The organism is Micromonospora sp. MH99 (assembly GCF_021442385.1).
Classification (GTDB): Bacteria; Actinomycetota; Actinomycetes; order Mycobacteriales; family Micromonosporaceae; genus Micromonospora.
Genome location: NZ_MUZA01000007.1, coordinates 1 through 18850 on the forward strand (window position 1 = coordinate 1; position 18850 = coordinate 18850).

An 18850-nucleotide genomic window follows, 5' to 3' on the forward strand; every position below is an offset into this window, starting at 1 on the left:
TCCTGGAAACCAGCCCCACGCTCGAAATCCGCTACAACCACAAGCCCAACAAGCCGACGGGTATGACCACCTCACCGCGTACCGCCTGTGCCGGTGGATCGACGATCGGTGACAACCCGGTCTACCTCTACGCCCCGGTCTCCGACCCCGACGGTGGCACCCTCGGAGTGAGCTTCAAGCTCTGGAAGACCTCCGACTCCGGGCAGACCGCCCTGGCATCGTCCAACCCGAACCTGCTGACCTACTCGTCGGGCAGCACGGGCGTGCTGGTCGTGCCGGTCGCTACGCTGCGCGCCGCCGCTGGCGGCGCCATCACCAACTTCTCCTGGAAGGTCCAGGCGACCGACTTCGGGGCGTCCAGCGACTGGTCGGCGACCTGCAGCTTCACCTTCGACCCCACCCGGACCGGCGCGCCGGACATCAGCCAGCCGCAGGGAGAGCTGAAGATCGGCAAAGAGGTCAGCTTCGCCATCACCCCGCCGAGCACCGGCACCCAGCCGGCCAGCTACAGCTACCAGCTCAACGGCCTGCCCCCGGTCACCGTCTCCGCCTCCGTCGGCACCGCCACGGTGGTCGTGACGCCGACCCGGTTCACCAACACCCTCGCGGTGACCAGCCTGTCGACAGGTGGGAACTTCGGCGAGACCGCCACCGTCACCTTCAACGCGGACCCCGCCGATACGGCGGCTGACGCGGACCTCACCGGTGACGGTGTCGCCGACCTGCTGACCGTCGGCGCGCGCAACGGGCTGCCCTCCGGCCTCTGGCTCGGTACGGGCATGAACAGCGGCGCAGTACGTACCACGGTGAACGACCTCGGTGCCCGGGGTAACGGGGTCACCGGCAACGAGGACCCGTCCGACTTCAACGACGGCCAGGCGATCTCCGGCCACTTCTTCGGCTCCGGGTACCAGGACGTCCTCGTCTACTACACCGCTGGCGCCAACGCCGGCAACGGCACCGTCCTGCGCGGCAGCGGCGACGGCTCGGTCATCCAGCCCTACAACAACCAGGTCAGCGTCTCGGGTGAACTGCTGGTCGACGGCAACGGCAACGCCCCGCTCCAGTTGGCCAACGCCGGCGACTCCCGCGGCACCGGGAGCACCATCCCCGACCTGATCGGCACCAGCGGCGACGCCACGAACGGGTACTACCTCAACTACTACCCGATGGCCTCCGTGCCCGGCAGCTACTACTACGGCGGCAGCACCACGACGTTGACCCCGACCGGCGGCGTGGACTGGAACAACTGGACCATCACCACCGCCCAGCTCAGCAGCGGCACCGCCATGTTCCTCTGGAACAGCACCACCGGCGCCCTGCACCTCTGGACCAACCTGGCCTACAACCAGGACACCACCCAGCTCACCTACACGCCCTACACGCTCTCCACCAACTGGAACCGCGGCGCGACGTTGAGCCTGCGGGCCGCCGACGCCAACTCCGACGGCACCCCCGACCTGTGGACCGTCGGTGGCAACGGCCTGACCACCGCGTACCTGGTGACTGGCCTCGGCACCACGCCCACCATCGCCACCCAGCAGGCGCAGGGCCTGGTCACCGCGAAGCACACCTGGCCGCTCAACGGCGGCGCGGCCGGAGAGACCGCGGCGACCGCTGTCGACATCTCCGGCGGCAGCACCCTCACCGGCACCGGCAACGCGAAATGGCACGAGGGTGACCTCTTCAGCCCGGACCTGCGGCTCAACAGCGATGCCACCGGTACGGGCGTGGACGCCAGCGGCACCGGCAGCCTGGTCAGCGCCGCCAGTCCCGTTCTGATCGACACCACCAAGTCGTTCAGCGTCGCCGCCTGGGTGAAGCCCACCACCGCCGGCAAGATCATCCTCTCCGAGGAGGGGGCACGATCCGCCCGCTTCATCCTCTGGCAGGAGCAGAGCGACAACACCTGGCGGTTCGGGATGGCCCGCTCCGACGGCGACGCCTGGTCGTACGACCAGGCCAAGAGCGCTCCCAACGCGCAGCTCGGCGTGTGGACGCACTTGGTGGCGACCTACAACGCCACCACGAGCACGATGGCCCTGTACGTCAACAACAACCTGGCCGGCACCGCGCAGCACGCTGCCGCCGTGTCCTGGCCGAGCACCGGGCGCTTCGTGATCGGCCACTACCGCTACCAGGGCGCGCCGAGTTCGTACTACTCGGGCCAGATCAGCAACGTGCAGCACTGGGACCGCGCCCTCAACCCCGCCGAGGCCAGCGCGCCGGGCAACTACGCCCAGCAGGTCATCGCGCCCAACATCCGCGACGTCACCGGTGACGGCCGGACCGACATGCTCATCATGCAGAGCAACGGTGACGTGCTGCTGCGCCGCGGGACGAACCTGGACGGCACGCTGACGTTCGACGCCGGCATCGTGGTGTGCGGCAAGTGCGGCGGCTACGACTCGTTCAACATCGCCGACGCCAACAACGACGGCAAGGTCGACCTGTTCATGCGCCAGAAGAGCACCGGCGACATGTACGTCTACCCGAACACCGTCGCTACCGGAGACCCGATCTGGACCACCCGGCAGCTGGTCTGCGGCGGCTGTTTCAACTTCGGCGTATCCGATCTCGGCGACGTCAACCGGGACGGCAAGACCGATCTCTTCATCCGGGAGAACAGCACCGGCGACATGTACGCGTACCTCGGCAACGGACCCACTGGCGGCGCGATCACCTGGAGTAACCGGGTGCTGCTCTGTGGCTCCTGCGGCGGGTACGACAACGTGAGCGTCGAGGACGCGACAAACGACGGCAAGGTCGACCTGATCATGCGCAACAGCGGCACCGGCGACATGTGGGTCTACCCCAACACGGCCCCCAGCGGAACCCCAACCTGGGGCCCCCGCATCCTGGTCTGCGGCATCTGCCGTGACTTCGACATGAGCAGCCTCGGCGACGTCACCAACGACGGCAAGGTCGACCTCGCGGTCCGGCGCCGGAGCAATGGCACCATGACCCTCTACCCGGGCAACGGCGCCATCGGCACCGTCGCCTGGGGCTCGCCCTCGTTGATGTAGTACGCGACGAGAACCCCCGGGTGCCGCAAAAGTCGCGGTGCCCGGGGGTTTCGCGTATGTGTCGTGCGGTCAGACCAGGCCGGCGTCGCGGAGCAACTGCCACAGGCCGGCGCCGTCGGGCGCGGACAGCCACTTCTGCCCCACCGGCCCCGACGAGGGGCGGCCGGCCGGGGCGGGCAGGCTACCGGCCAGCACGGACTGCGTCGGGGACAGCCTGCGGATCGCCACCCCGGCGACGTTCTCCGGGTGGGCGGCGGCGAACTCGCGGTAGATCTCCTGGTCGTGCTGGCCGTCGTCGCCGACCAGCAGCCAGCGGACGTCGGGGAACTCCTTGGCCAGCCGGGCCAGGGTGGAGCGCTTGTGCTCCATGCCGCTGCGGAACCAGCGGTCGGCGGTCGGACCCCAGTCGGTGAGCAGCAGCGGCCCGGCCGGGTAGAGGTGCCGGGACAGGAACCGGGTAAGCGTCGGCGCCACGTTCCACGCGCCCGTGGACAGGTAGAAGACCGGGGCGCCGGGATGCGCGGTGACCAGCCGCTCGTAGAGCACCGCCATGCCGGGCACGGCGGCGCGGGCATGCTCGTCGAGGACGAACGTGTTCCACGCGGCGAGCAGCGGCCGGGGCAGCGCCGTCACCATCACCGTGTCGTCGATGTCGGAGAGGATGCCGAACTTCACGTCCGGGTCGATGATGCGTACCGGCGCGTCGACCGGCTCGGCGTCGGGCACGCTGAGCCGGACGGTGCCCCACCCGGGCGGCAGGTCGGCCTCGACGAGCGTGTCGACGAAGCCGCTGCGGTCGGCGCGGGCCTCGTGCTGCACCCCGCCGGCCTCGATGGTGACCGTGACGTGCTTGGCGGGCAGAGTGGTGAAGCTGCGCCAGCCACGGACCTTGTCCAGCCGGCCCCGCTGGCGGGTGTCCGGACGTCCCAGCAGCACCCGGCACATCACCCGCACCCAACCCGGACGGCCGTAACCGGTGTACGCGACGATGTTCATCCGCCAGCCGGTGCGCCGCAGCCGGCGCTCCACGAGCTGGTGCACGGCGTCCTCGATCCGCGCGGCCCGGTGCAGGTTCGGCACGGCCAGTTGGCCGGCGGGAGTGGGTGGCACGCGCCAACCCTGCCACACGTCGACGGACACGGCCACGCGAGCGGGTCCGGACTGCGCCGAACCACCCCGACCAGCCCGTGGTCCGTGAAACACTCCGGTCGGGACGACGACGGGGGCGTGGTCGTGTCGCATCCAGAGCAGCACCGCGGGCGGTGGCGTCCGCGACTCGACCGGCCGGCGCTCGTCGCGCTGGTGTTCGGTCTCTTCGGCGTCGGGTACCGGCTGGTCCTCACGCTGTACACCGTGCCGGTGTCGAACAGCGACGAGGCGACCTTCGGCCTGGCCGCCCTGCACATAGCGCAGGGCCGGGAACGCCCCATCTTCCTCTACGGCCAGCACTACATGGGCATGCTGGAGTCGTACCTGGCCGCGCCGCTGCTCGCCGTGGCCGGGCCGAGTTGGCCGGTGCTGCGGCTGCCGATGCTCGCCCTGTACGCGATCTTCCTCTACCTCGTGTACCGGCTCACCCGCCGGCTCTACACGCCGTGGTTCGCCGTCCTCGTCGTCGGCCTGCTGGCGCTGGGGCCGGAGCGGGTGGTGCGCGACCAGCTCACAGTGGTCGGCGGCCGGCCGGAGGTGAAGCCGGCGGTGCTGCTGATGCTGCTGATCACGGTGGGGCTGGCCGCCGGGACGGTGCGCCACCGTCGACTCGCCGTCGCGCTGTTCGGTCTGCTGGCCGGGCTGGCCGCCTGGTCGGACTGGCTGATCCTGCCGTATCTGGCGGTCGCCGCGGTGGCCCTGCTCTGGGCGGTGCGGCGGGAGCTGCTCGGCTGGTCCGGGCTGCTGCTGGTGGCGGGTTTCGCGGTCGGGATCGCGCCGATGCTCGTCGACAACCTGCGCGCCGGGCCGGGTGAGGACTCGCTGACGGTGTTCCGGGAGGTCAGCACGAAGGCCGGCCCGATGCCGCAGTGGTCCGATCGGATCTCCGGTGGCCTGCTGGAGGGGGTGCCGCTGGCGCACGGGCTGTGCCCGGTCGACGGTTGCGGCAGGTGGCAGCAGTGGTTCGGGCTGCTCTATCCGGTGCTGCTGGTGGCCGCCGCGGTGCTCGCGGTGCTCGCGTACCGCCGGGCCGCCCGCACGACGAGCGGCACGCAGGGCCTCGTCGCGGCGAGCGGCACGCAGGGCACGGGGCCCGGCACGCGGGTCGGGGGCACGCCGCGTGGCGCGCGGGTCGGGCCCGTGGTGCAGCTCGCGCTTGTCGTCGGCGCGGCGTTGACCCTGCTGTCGTACGTGCGCAGCCCGCTCGCCGCGACGAGTCCCCTGGACAACGCCCGCTACCTGTCGGTGCTGCAACTGTCGCTGCCGGCGGTGCTCTGGCCGCTCTGGGTGGCAGCGGTCGCCTGCTGGCGGGGCACCGTCGGCGCGCTGGGTCGGCTGGCCGGCGCGCTCGCCACCGCCGTGCTGGCGGCGCTGGCCGCGACGGCGCTGGTGGTCACCGTGCTCTTCGCGACCACAGGCGTCGCCGCGTCGCGGACTGAGGAGCGTCAGGCCCGGGAACTGGCCGCCGCGCTGCGCACCGACGGGCCGCACGAGGTGTACGGGGACTACTGGACCTGCAACCGGCTGATCTTCAACACCGATGAGACGGTGATCTGCGGTGTGCTCGACGGGGACCTGTCCCCCGGGCAGAACCGCTACCGCCCGTACTGGCGGCAGGTCGGCCGGGCCGCCCGACCGGGTTACGTGGTCCAGGTCGACTCGCCGATGGACCGGCGACTACGCCGGCTGCTCGCCGACCGGCCCGACGCCGCACCGGTACGCGAGGTGGGTGGCTATCGCGTGTACCACCCCGACACCCCGGTGCGGCCCTGGCGGTAACGGCGGGTCGTACGCTGGCCGGGCCGCCCGTCGCACGTGTTCGAGGAGACCCGATGCTCATCCTGCTGCCGCCCTCGGAGGGCAAGGCCGACGCCGGCACCGGACGGCGGTGGACCCCCGACAAGCTCTCGCTGCCGGAGCTGAACCCGGCCCGCGAGCGGGTGCTCGACGCGCTCGTGGCGCTCAGCGCGGGGCCGGACGAGCAGGCCGCGCTGGCCGCGCTCGGGCTCAGCGACGGCCAGCGCGGCGAGCTGCGCCGCAACGCCCGGCTGCGTACGGCGGCCACCGCCCCGGCCGAGCGGCTCTACACCGGGGTGCTCTACGAGGCGCTGGAGCTGGCCACGCTCCCGTCGGCGGCGCTGCGGGCGGCCCGCCGGTCGATCCTGATCAGTTCCGGGCTGTGGGGGGCGGTGCGTCTCGCCGACCGGATCCCGCCGTACCGCTGCCCGATCGGCGCCCGCCTGCCGGGCGTCGGGGCGCTGTCCGCGTACTGGCGAAAGGAGCTGGCGCCGGTCCTGGCCGGCGCGGCCGGTCGGGGCCCGGTGCTCGACCTGCGCTCGGGCGCGTACGCCGCCACCTGGACGCCGCGCGCCGCGCTGGCCGAGCGGACGGTGACCGTGCGGGTGCTGCACGAGCGGGAGGTCGACGGCGTGCCGGTCCGCTCGGTCGTGAGCCACTTCAACAAGGCGACCAAGGGGCGGCTGGTGCGTGACCTGCTGGTCGCCGGGGCCCGACCGCGTACCGCCGCGGAGCTGATCGGCACGCTGCGGGAGCTGAAGCACACAGTGGTGGCCGAGCCCGCCGCTCCCGGCCGGGTTCGGCAGGTGGACCTGGTGGTCACCGACCTGTAGCGGCGCGGGAGCCGCAAGTTTTCCTCAAGGCTGGGCGGGATGCGTTCCGCAACGGCCGTGCAGGGGTCACGGTAGGGGAACCCAGACTCCGACAAGGGAGCCTTCAGTTGGCCCGCGATCCCGCCCTGCTCGACCGGCCTCGTTCGCCGGCGACGCCACCCCCGCTGGACTGGCTGACCCTGGGCGACGCGTTCGAGGCCGCCTGTCTGCTGCGCTGCACGGCACCGCCGGCCGCTGCCCGGTCGGGCGCCGCGCCGCCGTCGCACGCGCCGAGCGTCGAGTTCAACCGGGAGGACGCCGCCCAGCGGATGCGGCAGTTGCTCGCCCGCCTCGACATCCCGGTCACCCAGGAGGTGGCCGTCGGCGGCCTGCGCCGCCGCTACGAGTTGCACCGGCTCTGGGTGCCGCCGGAGCACCGCGGCGCGTACGCCCGGATGGTGGACGCCGGTTGGTGGCAGGGGCGACGGGAGCTGCTGGGCGGTCCCGTGCCGGGCGCCTCGCCGGCCCGCCGCCGGTGGATGTCCCGGCTCGCGGCGGCGGCGTGGCGTTCGGCGTTGCTGGCCGGCGGGCGGCACGTACGGCGGCACATCCTCGGTGTACGGCTCACCGACCGGGAGTTGGCCGCCGTGCTGATCCGCAGTGCGGCAGTGCTCGACGTGCCGGCGGTGCTCCGCCCGGGGACCGGCTGTTTCCTGGTCAGCGTGGCCGACGGGCCGGACCGGGAGCGCATCCTGCGCAGCGCGTCGATGGAACCGGCCCGCGACGCGGTGCTGGAGCCGGCCCGCCGTCCGGCCTGCTGAGCGGCGCCGGCGCCGCACCCACGGGCGGCACTGACGGGTACGGGCTTGCGCGCGTCCGCCGGAGCGCGGCACAGTGCACCGCGTGAGTCGTACCTCGTCTCCTCGGGCCGGTCGACGCCGCGCGGGGGCGGCGGCGCTGGCGCTGGTCGCGGCCCTGGCCGTCGCCGGCTGCCGGGACGACCCGGGCACGCCGGTCGAGATCCGGATCGCCACCGGCAGCCCCACCGCCGTCTACTACGCGTTCGGGCAGTCCCTCGCGACAATCCTCAACCGGGAACTGCCCGGGGTCCGGGCCAGCGTGGTGATCACCGCAGCCTCGGCGGAGAACGTCCGCCTGGTCGGCTCCGGTGCTGCCGAGCTGGGCTTCACCCAGGCCGACGTGCTGCCCACCACCCCGGCGCAGAGCCCGTCGGTGGATGCGGTGGCCCGGGTGTACGACGACCAGCTGCACCTGGTCACCACCGACGGCGGGCCGGTCCGCACGATCGGCGACCTGCGCGGCCGACGGGTCTCCGTGGGTGCGCCCGGCTCCGGCACCGAGATCACCGCCACCCGGCTGCTGGAGGTGGCCCAGCTCGGTGGCGACACGGTACGCCGGGAGCGGCTCGGCCTGGACGACTCGGTGGCGGCCCTGCGCTCGGGGCGTATCGACGCGTTCTTCTTCTCGGGGGGTCTGCCGGTGCGGGGCATCGAGGAGCTGGCCGGGCGCAGCGCCACCCGGATCGTGGACCTCGGTGAGTGGACGGAGCCACTGCGCGCCCGCTACGGCCAGGTCTACGTCTCCCGGGACATCCCCCGCTCGGTGTACGGCATGAACCCGGTGACCACCGTCGCCGACCCGAACTACCTGATCGTGCGGGCCGACCTGCCGGAGCCGCTGGTGCGCGAGGTGACCCGGCTGCTGATGGAGCGGCGGGCCGAGCTGGGCGCGGCGCATCCGGCGGCGGGACGGATGAGCCCCCGCTCGGCGATCGCCACCGCGCCGCTGCCGCTGCACCCCGGCGCCGCCGCCTGGTACCGGGCCGCCAAACCCTGACCGTCGCCGGAGGCCGTTCACACCCGGCTCGGGCCGCTACCGCGCCGGGGCGGGCCGCAGGTCGGCGGCCGTGTCCTCGTCCGCCGGCTCCCCCGTCGGCTCGGCCTCGGGCGCCGGGAACCACAGGCCGGCGACCAGCCCGCGCGGGTGCGCCGGCCGCATGGTGAGCCGCCCGTCGGAGGCGTCCACCAGCACGGCGGCGATGGTCAGGCCGAGCCCGGCGCCGTCGACGTTCTGCGCGTCCGGCGCTCGCCAGAACCGCTCGGTGGCCTGGCCGAGCTGACTCTCGGTCATCCCCGGGCCGGTGTCGCGCACCTCCAGCGCCACCCCGTCGGCACGGCGGGCCACTGTCACCGTCACCGCCCCGCCGGCCCCGCTGAACTTCACCGCGTTGTCGATCAGCGCGTCCAGCGCCTGGTCGACGGCTGTCGGCACGGTCCGCGCGTACGCCGGGGCGTCGCTCGTGGCCAGCCGCAGCGCGACCGACCGGTGCCGGGCCAGGGGCGCCCACGCGGCCACCCGGGACGCGGCGACGGCGGCGGCGTCCACGGTGACGCGCTCGTTCTCCTCCCGTTCGGCGCGGGCCAGGGTGAGCAGCGCGTCGAGCACCAGCGCCAACCGGTCGGTCTCCTCCAACGCCAACTGGTGCTCGAAGCGTCCGTCCGCGTCGGTGAGGCTGGGACCCAGCTCCTCCACCCGCAGCCGCAGCGCGGTGAGCGGGTTGCGCAGCTGGTGGCTGGCGTGTGCGACGAACGCGCGCTGTCGGTCCATCACGTCCGAGACCACGTCGGCCATGTGGTTGAAGCTGGCGGCGAGTCGGCGCAGCTCCGGCGGGCCGAGCCGGTGCTGCACGCGCGCGCCCCGGTCGCCCTCGGCGATCTCGTGGGTGACCGCGTCCAGCTCGGTCACCGGGCGCAGCACCCACCCGGCCAGCCCGAACGCGGTGAGCACGCAGGCCAGCACGACGAGCAGGCCGGCCATGGTGAGCAGCAGCCACCAGGTGCTCACGGCCCGGCGGATCTCGCCGGCCGGGGTCACGATCACCACCGCGCCGAGGACCTCACCGCCGTCGTTGATGGGCACCGCAACCACCACCGGCCCCGCCGACCACGGCCAGACCGACTCGGGCGCGCTGGCCTGCTGGCCGGACAGGGCGACGTCCAGCACCGTGGCGGTCCCCGTGGACTGCCAGCTCGCCGAGTCCACGACGATGCCCCGGTCCCGGTCCACGACCGCCGCGCCGATCCCGTACAGCTCGTCGTAGCTGCGCAGCTCCGCCCCGATCGGGCCGGGCTCGCCGCCGCGCAACGTCGGCCCGGCCAGCGAGGCGAACCGGGTGGCGTCGGCGAGCCGGTCGGCGCGCACCCGCTCGGTCTCCCGGCTGGCCAGGGTGACGGCGAGTGGGCTCTCCAACGCGATGAGGACGAGCACCATCAGCAGCAGATAACTGATCACCAGTCGACGGCGCACGGCGACCCCTCACGCATCGCGCAGCCGGTAGCCGACCCCGCGGACGGTCTCCACCAGGCGCGCGTCGCCCAGCTTGCCGCGCAACGACCCGACGTGCACCTCGACCGTGTGCCGGTCGGCCCAGGTGGTGCCCCAGGCGTCGAGCAGGATGCGGTCGCGGGGCACCGCCACCCCCGGCTGGCGGGCCAGCGACAGCAGCACGTCGAACTCCTTGCGGGTCAGCGTGACCGTGCGCCCCGCGACCGTCACCGTGCGGGCCGCCACGTCGATGCGTACCGCCCCCGCCTCGATCAGGTGCCGCTCGGGTGCCGTGTGCGCGGCCCGGCGCAGCACCGCCTCGATCCGGGCCTGCAACTCCACCATCGAGAACGGTTTGACCACGTAGTCGTCCGCGCCCAGGCGCAGCCCGAGCACCCGGTCGCGTTCCTCACCCCGCGCGGTCACCGCGATGATGCCGAGCTGGCTGCTGCGCCGGCGCAGCTCCCGACACACGTCGGTGCCGTCCCCGTCGGGCAGGGTGAGGTCGAGCAGCACCAGGTCGCAGGGGGCGGCGGAGAGCGCCGCGGCGACGGTCGCCGCGTGCTCGACCTCGTAGCCGCGGCGGGTCAGGGCGGAGGAGAGCGCGGCGGCCACCCGGCGGTCGTCCTCCACCAGCAGGATCCGCACCGTGCCCCCATCCGTCGCAGCCGTCCTGCGAATGGTGGCAGAAGCGGGCCGCGAGCGGGAAGGCCGCCTCCCGGTCGGGTCGGCTACAGACCGAAGACGTCGTCGGCGACCGCGTCGCGGACGCCGTCGGCGAAGCCCCGGAATCCGGGGTCGTCGTGCCGGGCCGGCACGCTTGTGACGTTGACCCCGCTGGCCTGGGTGACGGCGTCGACCAGGGGCGGGAAGTCGATCTCGGCGTCGTCGAAGGCGTCGTCGTCCGCCTCGGCCAGGTTGATCACATGCTGTACGTCGTCGGACGGGGTGTCCGGGTCCCCGGCCCACTCACCGCCGGCCCGGTAGCACTCGTCGTACAACCCGCGCTGGGTGTCGGTCCAGTCGTCGTCGTAGCTCGCCATCGTCCATCCCTTCACGGGCCGCTCCACCTGAGCATGCCGGGCCGCGACCGAGGACGGCGGCGGTACGGCCGAAACGCCCACCGGGCCGACGTAGGCTGCGGAGATGATCTACAAGCTGCTGCCCACGACCGAGTGGGACGACGCCCGGGCCGCCGGCACCTTCACCGGCTCGGCCGTGGACCGGCAGGACGGTTTCATCCACCTCTCCGCCGGCGACCAGGTGGTGGAGACCGCCCGGAGGCACTTCACCGGCGTCACCGGCCTCACCCTGCTCAGCGTCGAGGAGGAGCGGCTGGGCGACGCGCTGCGCTGGGAGCCGTCCCGCGGCGGGCAACTCTTCCCCCACCTGTACGGGTCGCTGCCGGTTGCGGCGGTGGTGACGGCGCAGGCGTTGCCGGTGGACACCCCGGCCGCCGAGGCGGTGGCGGCGCTGCTCGGCTGAGCGGTCGATATGCTACGCCGAGTCCCGCGCCCCGACGACACGTTCCGTGCCCGGGGCAGCGTGGCAACCCCCGATCCGCGCGCCCGGTGCCCGGTCTCCGGCCCGAGGCGGCGCGGGTCACCGACGGCGCCCGGCGCCCTGCGACCCATGCGAGTTGAAGGATGACTGACAGCACCTCACCGGCCCCCTCGGTCTTCGTCCACCCCACCGCCGACGTCGAGGACGGCGCCCAGGTCGGCGACGGCACGAAGGTCTGGCACCTGGCCCACATCCGATCGTCGGCCCAGGTGGGTGCGGGCTGCGTGATCGGGCGCAACGTGTACGTCGACGCCACCGTGACGGTCGGCGACCGCGTGAAGATCCAGAACAACGTCTCTGTCTACCAGGGTGTGACGCTGGAGGACGAGGTCTTCGTCGGCCCGTGTGCGGTCTTCACCAACGACTTCCGGCCGCGGGCGCAGAATCCGGACTGGACGATCACGCCGACCCTGGTCCGGCGGGGCGCCTCCATCGGCGCGAACGCGACCCTGGTCTGCGGCATCGAGGTCGGCGAGTACGCGATGATCGCCGCCGGCTCGGTCGTCACCCGGGACGTGGCGCCGTACCAGTTGGTGGCCGGCAACCCGGCCCGACCGAAGGGCTGGGTCGACGAGAAGGGCGAGGTCATCTCCCGAGACGTGGCGAACCCGCCGCGTCGGGATTGACCGGCACCGGTTGCCGGTGAGCGGAGCGCCGCTCACCGGCGACCGGGCGCAGTTCAGGCGCAGAGACGATCGATCTCCGCGCGGAAACGATCCATCGGGTTCGGCTCGTCCGGGCCGAGCAGATACTCCTTCAGCTCACGCCGAGCCTCGGTCATCGGGTCGTCGCCAGCTCGGGCGAGGTCGAGGATCTTCCCCAGCTCACCGCAGTCGGCGGAGAGCAGGTACGCCGCCCGGGACGTGGGGTACGAGCTACGGAATTCGTCCTCCGGCAGGCCCGCCGGGTTGGCCACCACGTACGGCCGTTGGCTCTGCACGAAGTCGGAGACCACACTGGACACGTCGCTGATCAGCAGGTCGGTGACGGTGAAGCAGTCGAACAGGGCCGGCACCCGGCCGGTGACGACCAGGTGGGCGTCGCCGTCCAGCGAGTTCACGTCCACCTCGCCGCCGGCGGCCCGGATCAGGTCGATGATCCGGTCGTTGGCCGCCCGGGCCTTGTTCCAGCGGGTGCCGGTCAGCGGGTGCGGCTTGTAGATCAGGCGCACGTTCGCGGCGAGCACGCCCGACACGATCCGCTCCCCCATCGCCACCAGCGACGTGTGGTACGGATCGTCGTCCAGCCACCCCTCCCAGGTGGGGGCGTACAGCACGGTGAACCGACGGTCGGTCGGGCCGGAGCCGAAGGTCGGCACCCCGGCCAACTGCGGCCGGCCCACCTCGACGATGTTCTGGTCGAGCACGCCCACCCCGGCCTGCGCGTACCGCTCCCGTCCGGCTCGACCGGCCACCCACACCTCGTCGTACACCTTGCTGTAGGGGTTGACGCTGGCCTGCTTGTCGCTGTCGCCGTGCCCGACGAACACGTGCCGGACCCCGGGTTCACGGATCATGTGGATGTTGGCGCCCACGTTCGCCGCGTAGAGCGCCACCCGGACGGGGCTGAAATCGAGGTTCATGAAGTCGACCCCGGCGGGCACGCAGATCACCGGCAGCCGGGTGTCGGCCAGCGCCTCGAACGCGTCCTCGGCGCGCAGCAGCACGACCGCGCGGCGGCCCACCGCCTCCACCGGTGCGAGCCACATGTTGGCCTGGTAGACGTCCTTGGCGGGGCCGGCGAAGTAGAGCACCACCTCCGGACGCTCCCGGGCCAGCCAGTCGTGCACCGCAGGCAGCACCCCGGGGGTACGGCCGCGCCCCCGCAGCAGGGTGGACGTCAGCACGGCCGCGGCGACGAGCCCGATGGCCAGGGTGACCAGACCGGTCACCAGCACGGGCGTGATCCGGTCGACCAGCGCGGCCGCCACGGCCGCCGGCAGCAGCAGGAAGTTGAGCACCGGCATCCGCAGGCCCACGATGCGTTCGGCCCAGGCCGGCGGGATCGGCACCCGGCGTACCGCGCCGAAATCGATGTTGCGGGTGAACGCCGGCGTCGCGGCACGGCCGACGACGACCCGGTTCACCACGATGGTGCCGACGGCCACGGCCCAGAGCGCGGCCGGCAGCAGCATGATCCCGATCGTGGCGGCCACCCCGGGACGGACGGTGCTGACGACCAGCAGGACCACCGAGAAGTCGCGGACGAGCCACCGCCCGACCGGCTCGATACCTGCCTTCTCCAGCAGCACGGCTGTGGCGGCGAACCGGTTGGCGAGGGCGAACTCACCCGCTGTTGCGACCAACGCGGCGACCACGAACGGAATCACCCAGCCCAGGGCGCCGGCCAGAACCATGATCCCGTAGCCCAGCAGGGTCACGCCGGCGATGGCGACACCCTGTTGGCCCCGTATTCTGCTGAACAACGACACACTCCCTGTCTGCTCGCCTGTGTTGGCGCGTTCGATACCGGCCGCCGCGACCCTAAACGGGGCAAGTGATACAAGTATCGCCGGGGCGTCTCGTTGGTGAACGGGCGGGAGAGGCGACTCACAGCGGTGCGCCCGGGGGTGGCGCACCGCACCGCTGAGCACGGACTTCAGCACGGCGAGTCAGGCGCGGACGCACAACGGGCCCCGGCCGCGGAACGGTCGGGGCCCGGAGCGGACGGGTGGGGATCAGCCGCCGATGACCACCCGGCGGACGCCGGCCCAGCGGGCCGGATCGGTGACCCGCCGACCGTCCACCAGAACGGTCACGCCCGGCAGGTCGGCCGGGGCGAGGCTGCGGTACTCCGCGTGGTCGGCCTGGATGACCGCGGCACCGAGCGGCTCACCGTCGTAGGCCGGCAGGCCGTGCGCCACCAACTCCTCGTTGGTGTACATCGGGTCCGAGACGTACGGCTTGGCGCCCCGCTGGCGCAGCGCCTCGACGGTCGGGAAGACGCCGGAGAAGGCGGTCTCCTTGACCCCACCCCGGTAGGCGGCCCCCAGCACCAGCACGCCCACGTCGGTCAGGTCCCCGTACGCGGCGGCGAGCAGGTCCACCGCGTACTCCGGCATGGCCGCGTTGGCCTCCCGGGCCGAGCGGACGACGGTGGCGGCCGGGTCGTTCCAGAGGTACATCCGCGGGTAGATCGGAATGCAGTGCCCACCGACAGCGATGCCCGGCGAGTGGATGTGGCTGTACGGCTGGGTGTTGCACGCCTCGATGACCTTGGTGACGTCGACGCCCACGGTGTCGGCGAAGCGGGCGAACTGGTTCGCCAGGCCGATGTTGACGTCCCGGTAGGTCGTCTCGGCCAGCTTGGCCAGCTCGGACGCCTCGGCCGAGCCCAGGTCCCACACCCCGTTCGGACGCTCCAGGTCGGGGCGCTCGTCGAAGTCGAGGACCGCCTCGTAGAAGCGCACGCCGTGCGCGGCGGACGCCTCGTCGACGCCACCGACCAGCTTCGGGTAGCGGCGCAGGTCGGCGAAGACCCGCCCGGTGAGCACCCGCTCCGGACTGAAGACCAGGTGGAAGTCCGTGCCGACGGTGAGGCCGGAGCCTTCCTGGAGCATCGACGCCCAACGGCTGCGGGTGGTGCCGACCGGCAGGGTGGTCTCGTAGCTCACCAGGGTGCCCGGCTTGAGGCCGCGGGCGATGGCCCGGGTGGCGTCGTCCATCCAACCGAAGTCCGGTACGCCCTCGGCATCCACGAAGAGCGGCACCACCACGACGACGGCCTCGGAGTCGGCGACCGCGGCGGCGGTGTCGGTGGTGGCCGACAGCAGCCCGGCGGCCACCACCTCCTTCAGCTTCACGTCCAGGTCGGCCTCGCCGGGGAACGGCACGGCACCATCGTTGACGAGCTGGACCACCCGCTCGGAAACGTCGGCACCGATCACCCGGTGCCCCTTCGAGGCGAACTGCACGGCGAGCGGAAGGCCGATCTTTCCGAGCGCGACGACGCAGATGTTCATGAAACTACTTTCCTCCAGAGGGCCAGATTCGGCGCAGACGGGCAAGGAACCGACCGGTGGTCACCGGCGTGATCGCGACGATCACCTGGCCCTTGTGGTTCGTGGTCGGCGTGACGAGGTGCAACCGGACGCCACGGCGGGTGAGCAGGCGGGGCGCGGCGACCCGGCGGTCGGTCCGCAACGGCGCGGAGCCGACCCCCGCCGGGGTGCTCACCTCGGCGCGTACCGTCTCCCGGCCGCCGTTGAGCGGCACGGCCGCGAGCAGCCGGTCCACCGCGAAGGCCGTCCGTACGACGGTACCGGGCGCACCGGCGGTGACGGACGTCACGCCGGCCACCTCCCCGGCGCTGACCCGCAGCGCCTCGGCGGGCAGGTCGGCCAGCTCCGCCCAGCGGCTCTGCGCGCTGACCACCAGGGAGCGGGCGCCTGCGGCGTCCCGTCCCCAGGCCAGTCGGGTCGCCGTGAGCGTGGCCAGCACCTTCGCGGAGGCATCGGTCATGTCGTACCACTCGTCCGGGTAGCCGAACGACGGGTCACGGAAGCCGACATAGTGGGCGTACCACCGGCCATCCTCGGTGCTGATGTCGGGTGGCGTCTTCTCGGCCTGCTGCCGGATCAGCTCACGCAACCGGTCCAGCGTGGCGTCGCGGGCGACGACCAGCCGCAGCCGCAGGTCGGGGGCCAACCGGGCCACGATGTCGTCGGTGAGGTACCCCTCGACCAACTTGCGGATCCGGTCGTGGACGCGCTCCTGGAGGTCGGCGCCGAGGTCGAGCAGTTCCGTCTGGAGGAGCTTCGCCACCTCCCAGCTGAAGTGACGCAGCAGCACCGCGTCGCGCCGCGGCCCGGGCTCGAGCAGGCCGGCGACGAAGCCGACCAACTCCTCGGCGCAGCGCAGCCGCTCCTCGAAGCGGCTGGCGTAGGTGATGTTCTGCGCGTTGTGCCGCTTGACCGCGTAGTAGTACTCGTAGTCGCCGAGGACGGAGACCTTGTTCGCGCGGACGCAGGCCTCCAGTGTGAACGGCTGGTCGCTGCCCATCGGCATGTCGGTGCGGAAGCGCAGCCCGTGCCGTTCGATCAGGTCCCGCCGGAACAGCTTGGTGTTCGACAGCGACCAGGGCAGTGCACTGTCGACGAGATCGATCTGCTCCCGGGTCTCGGCGTAGACGGCCTGGTGCACGTAGCGCTTGTTGGTGCCGACCATCCGCCCGAGCACCACGTCGGAGCCCCACCGGTCGGCGGCGTCCACCAGACGTTCCAGGGCCTCCGGGCCGAGGTGATCGTCGGAGCCGAGGAAGAAGACGTACCGCCCGCGGGCGTGGTCCAGGGCGCGGTTGCTCGGCACCGCCGGGCCGCCGGAGTTGGCCTGGCGCAGCACCCGGACCGTCTCCGGGTACCGCTTCGCGTAGCGGTCCAACTCGGCGCCGCTGCGGTCGGTGGAGCCGTCGTCGACCGCGACAACTTCGAGCCGGTCCAGTCCGATGGTCTGCCCGACCAGCGAATCCAGGCAGGTCGTCAGGTACGGCATGGTGTTGTAGACGGCGATCACCACCGTCACGTCGGGTTGGCTCACGCCCCGACCTCCACCACTGTCTGCTCGGCGCCGGTGTCGCGGGCGGACGTCGGGCGCGCAGGCGCGGTGGGCAACAGCCGGGAGTAGACGTTGTCCAGCACCTCTGCCTGCGCCTCCCAGGTCCAGCCGGCCAGCAACCCGGGCCGGTCGTACGCGGCACGGCAGCTCGCCGGGTCGGCGAGCACCGCGGTGACCGCCCGGACGAAGTCGGCCACGTTCTCGGCCTCGAACACCTCGCCCTGCCCGGTCTCGCGGACAGTCTCCGCCATCGTCCGCACATCGGAGACGACCAGCGGCAGCCGAGCGTGTGAATACTCGAAGAACTTGGTGATCAGGGCGATCTCGTGGTTCGGCCAGTGCTGGATCGGGATCACCCCGACCTGCGCGCCCGACAGGAACGGCACCACCTGGTGATGCGGCACGTACGGCAGCACGTGCACCCGCTGCGCCACCCCGAGTTCCTCGGCGCGGCGCAGGAGGCCCTTGACGTACGCCGACTGGGGCTTGTTGACCACGAAGGCGACGTGCGCCTCGGGCAGCCGCGGCAGTGCCTCGACCATCACCCCGAGCCCGCGCTTGGCCGCGGCCACCCCGCTGTAGACCAGCAGCGGCGTGCCCGGGCCGATCCCGCAGAGCGCCCGGATGTCCGGTACCGGCTCGGCCGAGCCCGCCGGCTGGGTCTCCAGCGTCGGCGCGTTGAGCACCACGGCGGGACGCTCCGCCAGCCCGTGCTCGCGCTGCAACAGGTCGGCCAGGCCGCCGGAGACGGTCATGGTGGCGTCCGCGTACGGCACGAACTCCCGCTCGTGGGCGACGTTCCCCGGCAGCCACCGGGCGTTGTCGCGCCACGGCTGCACGCCGGGCAGGTATTCGTGGGCGTCCCACAGCAGTGCGATCCGGCGCCCCTTGGCGGCGGCCCGGATCTTGGCGCGGGCCCCGACGCCGATCATCCGGAAGTCGTTGGCGTGGATGAGGTCCGGTGCCAGCTCGTCGACCACCGGGCCGTAGGCCAGTTCGTAGTCCCACAGGCCCGGCTCCAGGCGGCGCCACGCGCCGCCGCCGCGCAGCCGCTGCCAGAAGAGCGTGTACGCCCGGTCCCAGGGGCTGGTCAGCTTACGGCCACGACGGGCCCGGGTCAGCTCCCGGTTGCGCAGCGACACCCAGCGACGGACCAGGCCGGAGAACTTCTCCTCGAACCGCAGCGTCGGCCAGGCCAGCGACGGGACGCGACCGCCGTCGCGGGCCGCCAGCGTCAGAGCCGCGCGGCGGACCTGCAGGTCGGCACGCCAGGCCTTCACGGCCTGGGCACGATGGGCGCCGATCCCGCTCGGCGGGTAGGCAAGCGGCGCCCGCAGCAGTGCACGTCGGAATTCGTGTCGGCGCTTGGCCAGCGGCTCCGGCATCGGGATCAGCCGAACCTCGGCGGCACCGAGGCGCCAGCTCTGCGACTGCCCCCCGGCCGGCGCCCGCCCGAGCAGGACGACGTCCCAGCCGGCGTCGGCCGCGGACCGAGCCGCCTTCTGTACCCGCGAGTCGCCGATGACCCCGTTGTCCACCAGCATGACTACCCGTCCCCGGGTGGCCACCGCTGCGGTCGCGCCGTCAGATCCCATTCCTGCCCGTT

Annotated in this window: 15 protein-coding genes; 7 read left to right on the top strand and 8 right to left on the bottom strand. The window is 72.6% G+C overall.

Annotated elements, in window-relative coordinates; all coding sequences use genetic code 11:
* Window positions 1-3026: LamG-like jellyroll fold domain-containing protein (locus tag B0E54_RS05610; RefSeq protein WP_305076117.1), on the top strand; the 3026-nt coding region annotated here is incomplete at its 5' end.
* 69 nt (window positions 3027-3095) lie between these two features.
* On the opposite strand, the gene B0E54_RS05615 is transcribed toward B0E54_RS05610, so the two are convergent.
* Complete coding sequence (locus B0E54_RS05615; protein WP_234582177.1) at window positions 3096-4136, bottom strand: App1 family protein; 1041 nt, start codon at window positions 4134-4136, stop codon at window positions 3096-3098.
* A 123-nt stretch (window positions 4137-4259) separates the two neighbouring features.
* Between B0E54_RS05615 and B0E54_RS05620 the strand changes: the two genes are divergently transcribed.
* The 4 genes from B0E54_RS05620 (at window position 4260) to B0E54_RS05635 (ending at window position 8641) form a co-directional block, all read left to right on the top strand.
* Window positions 4260-5954, top strand: coding sequence for a hypothetical protein (locus B0E54_RS05620; protein WP_234582178.1), 1695 nt, complete (start codon window positions 4260-4262; stop codon window positions 5952-5954).
* 53 nt (window positions 5955-6007) lie between these two features.
* Window positions 6008-6805 (top strand): peroxide stress protein YaaA, encoded by a 798-nt coding sequence (gene yaaA / locus B0E54_RS05625; protein WP_234582179.1) that lies wholly within the window; start codon window positions 6008-6010, stop codon window positions 6803-6805.
* A gap of 107 nt (window positions 6806-6912) precedes the next feature.
* Entirely contained in the window at window positions 6913-7605 is a 693-nt protein-coding gene (locus B0E54_RS05630; protein WP_234582180.1) for a hypothetical protein, read from the top strand.
* Window positions 7606-7678: 73 nt separating this feature from the next.
* Entirely contained in the window at window positions 7679-8641 is a 963-nt protein-coding gene (locus tag B0E54_RS05635; protein WP_234582181.1) for a TAXI family TRAP transporter solute-binding subunit, read from the top strand.
* Window positions 8642-8677: 36 nt separating this feature from the next.
* On the opposite strand, the gene B0E54_RS05640 is transcribed toward B0E54_RS05635, so the two are convergent.
* From B0E54_RS05640 to B0E54_RS05650, 3 genes are all read right to left on the bottom strand, one after another.
* The gene (locus tag B0E54_RS05640; RefSeq protein ID WP_234582182.1) at window positions 8678-10111 is read right to left on the bottom strand and encodes a HAMP domain-containing sensor histidine kinase; all 1434 of its coding nucleotides are present in this window, start codon (window positions 10109-10111) and stop codon (window positions 8678-8680) included.
* A 9-nt stretch (window positions 10112-10120) separates the two neighbouring features.
* Window positions 10121-10777 (bottom strand): response regulator transcription factor, encoded by a 657-nt coding sequence (locus tag B0E54_RS05645; RefSeq protein ID WP_234582183.1) that lies wholly within the window; start codon window positions 10775-10777, stop codon window positions 10121-10123.
* 83 nt (window positions 10778-10860) lie between these two features.
* Window positions 10861-11172 carry a hypothetical protein gene (locus B0E54_RS05650; RefSeq protein ID WP_234582184.1) on the bottom strand — a complete coding sequence of 104 codons (312 nt, stop codon included), beginning with the start codon at window positions 11170-11172 and terminating at the stop codon, window positions 10861-10863.
* Between the two features lie 103 nt (window positions 11173-11275).
* Between B0E54_RS05650 and B0E54_RS05655 the strand changes: the two genes are divergently transcribed.
* Window positions 11276-11614, top strand: a complete 339-nt coding sequence (locus tag B0E54_RS05655) for a DUF952 domain-containing protein (protein ID WP_234582185.1) — start codon at window positions 11276-11278, stop codon at window positions 11612-11614.
* A 161-nt stretch (window positions 11615-11775) separates the two neighbouring features.
* A complete protein-coding gene (locus tag B0E54_RS05660) occupies window positions 11776-12318 on the top strand; it encodes an acyltransferase (RefSeq protein WP_234582186.1) in 543 nt (180 codons plus the stop codon).
* 53 nt (window positions 12319-12371) lie between these two features.
* Here B0E54_RS05660 and B0E54_RS05665 read toward each other — a convergent pair whose 3' ends face one another.
* From B0E54_RS05665 to B0E54_RS05680, 4 genes are all read right to left on the bottom strand, one after another.
* Entirely contained in the window at window positions 12372-14117 is a 1746-nt protein-coding gene (locus B0E54_RS05665) for a CDP-glycerol glycerophosphotransferase family protein (RefSeq protein ID WP_234582187.1), read from the bottom strand.
* Window positions 14118-14369: 252 nt separating this feature from the next.
* Complete coding sequence (locus B0E54_RS05670) at window positions 14370-15653, bottom strand: nucleotide sugar dehydrogenase (protein ID WP_234582188.1); 1284 nt, start codon at window positions 15651-15653, stop codon at window positions 14370-14372.
* Between the two features lie 4 nt (window positions 15654-15657).
* Window positions 15658-17226, bottom strand: a complete 1569-nt coding sequence (locus tag B0E54_RS05675) for a glycosyltransferase (RefSeq protein WP_234582189.1) — start codon at window positions 17224-17226, stop codon at window positions 15658-15660.
* Window positions 17223-18788, bottom strand: coding sequence for a glycosyltransferase family 4 protein (locus B0E54_RS05680; RefSeq protein WP_234582190.1), 1566 nt, complete (start codon window positions 18786-18788; stop codon window positions 17223-17225). Before B0E54_RS05680 ends, B0E54_RS05675 begins: the two co-directional genes overlap by 4 nt.
* Window positions 18789-18850: the final 62 nt, after the last annotated feature.

Coding starts and splice junctions, on each gene's coding strand:
- yaaA (WP_234582179.1), top strand. CDS start 6,008: ATGCTCATCCTGCTGCCGCCCTCGGAGGGCAAGGCCGACGCCGGCACC.
- B0E54_RS05650 (WP_234582184.1), bottom strand. CDS start 11,172: ATGGCGAGCTACGACGACGACTGGACCGACACCCAGCGCGGGTTGTAC.
- B0E54_RS05655 (WP_234582185.1), top strand. CDS start 11,276: ATGATCTACAAGCTGCTGCCCACGACCGAGTGGGACGACGCCCGGGCC.
- B0E54_RS05660 (WP_234582186.1), top strand. CDS start 11,776: ATGACTGACAGCACCTCACCGGCCCCCTCGGTCTTCGTCCACCCCACC.
- B0E54_RS05670 (WP_234582188.1), bottom strand. CDS start 15,653: ATGAACATCTGCGTCGTCGCGCTCGGAAAGATCGGCCTTCCGCTCGCC.
- B0E54_RS05680 (WP_234582190.1), bottom strand. CDS start 18,788: ATGCTGGTGGACAACGGGGTCATCGGCGACTCGCGGGTACAGAAGGCG.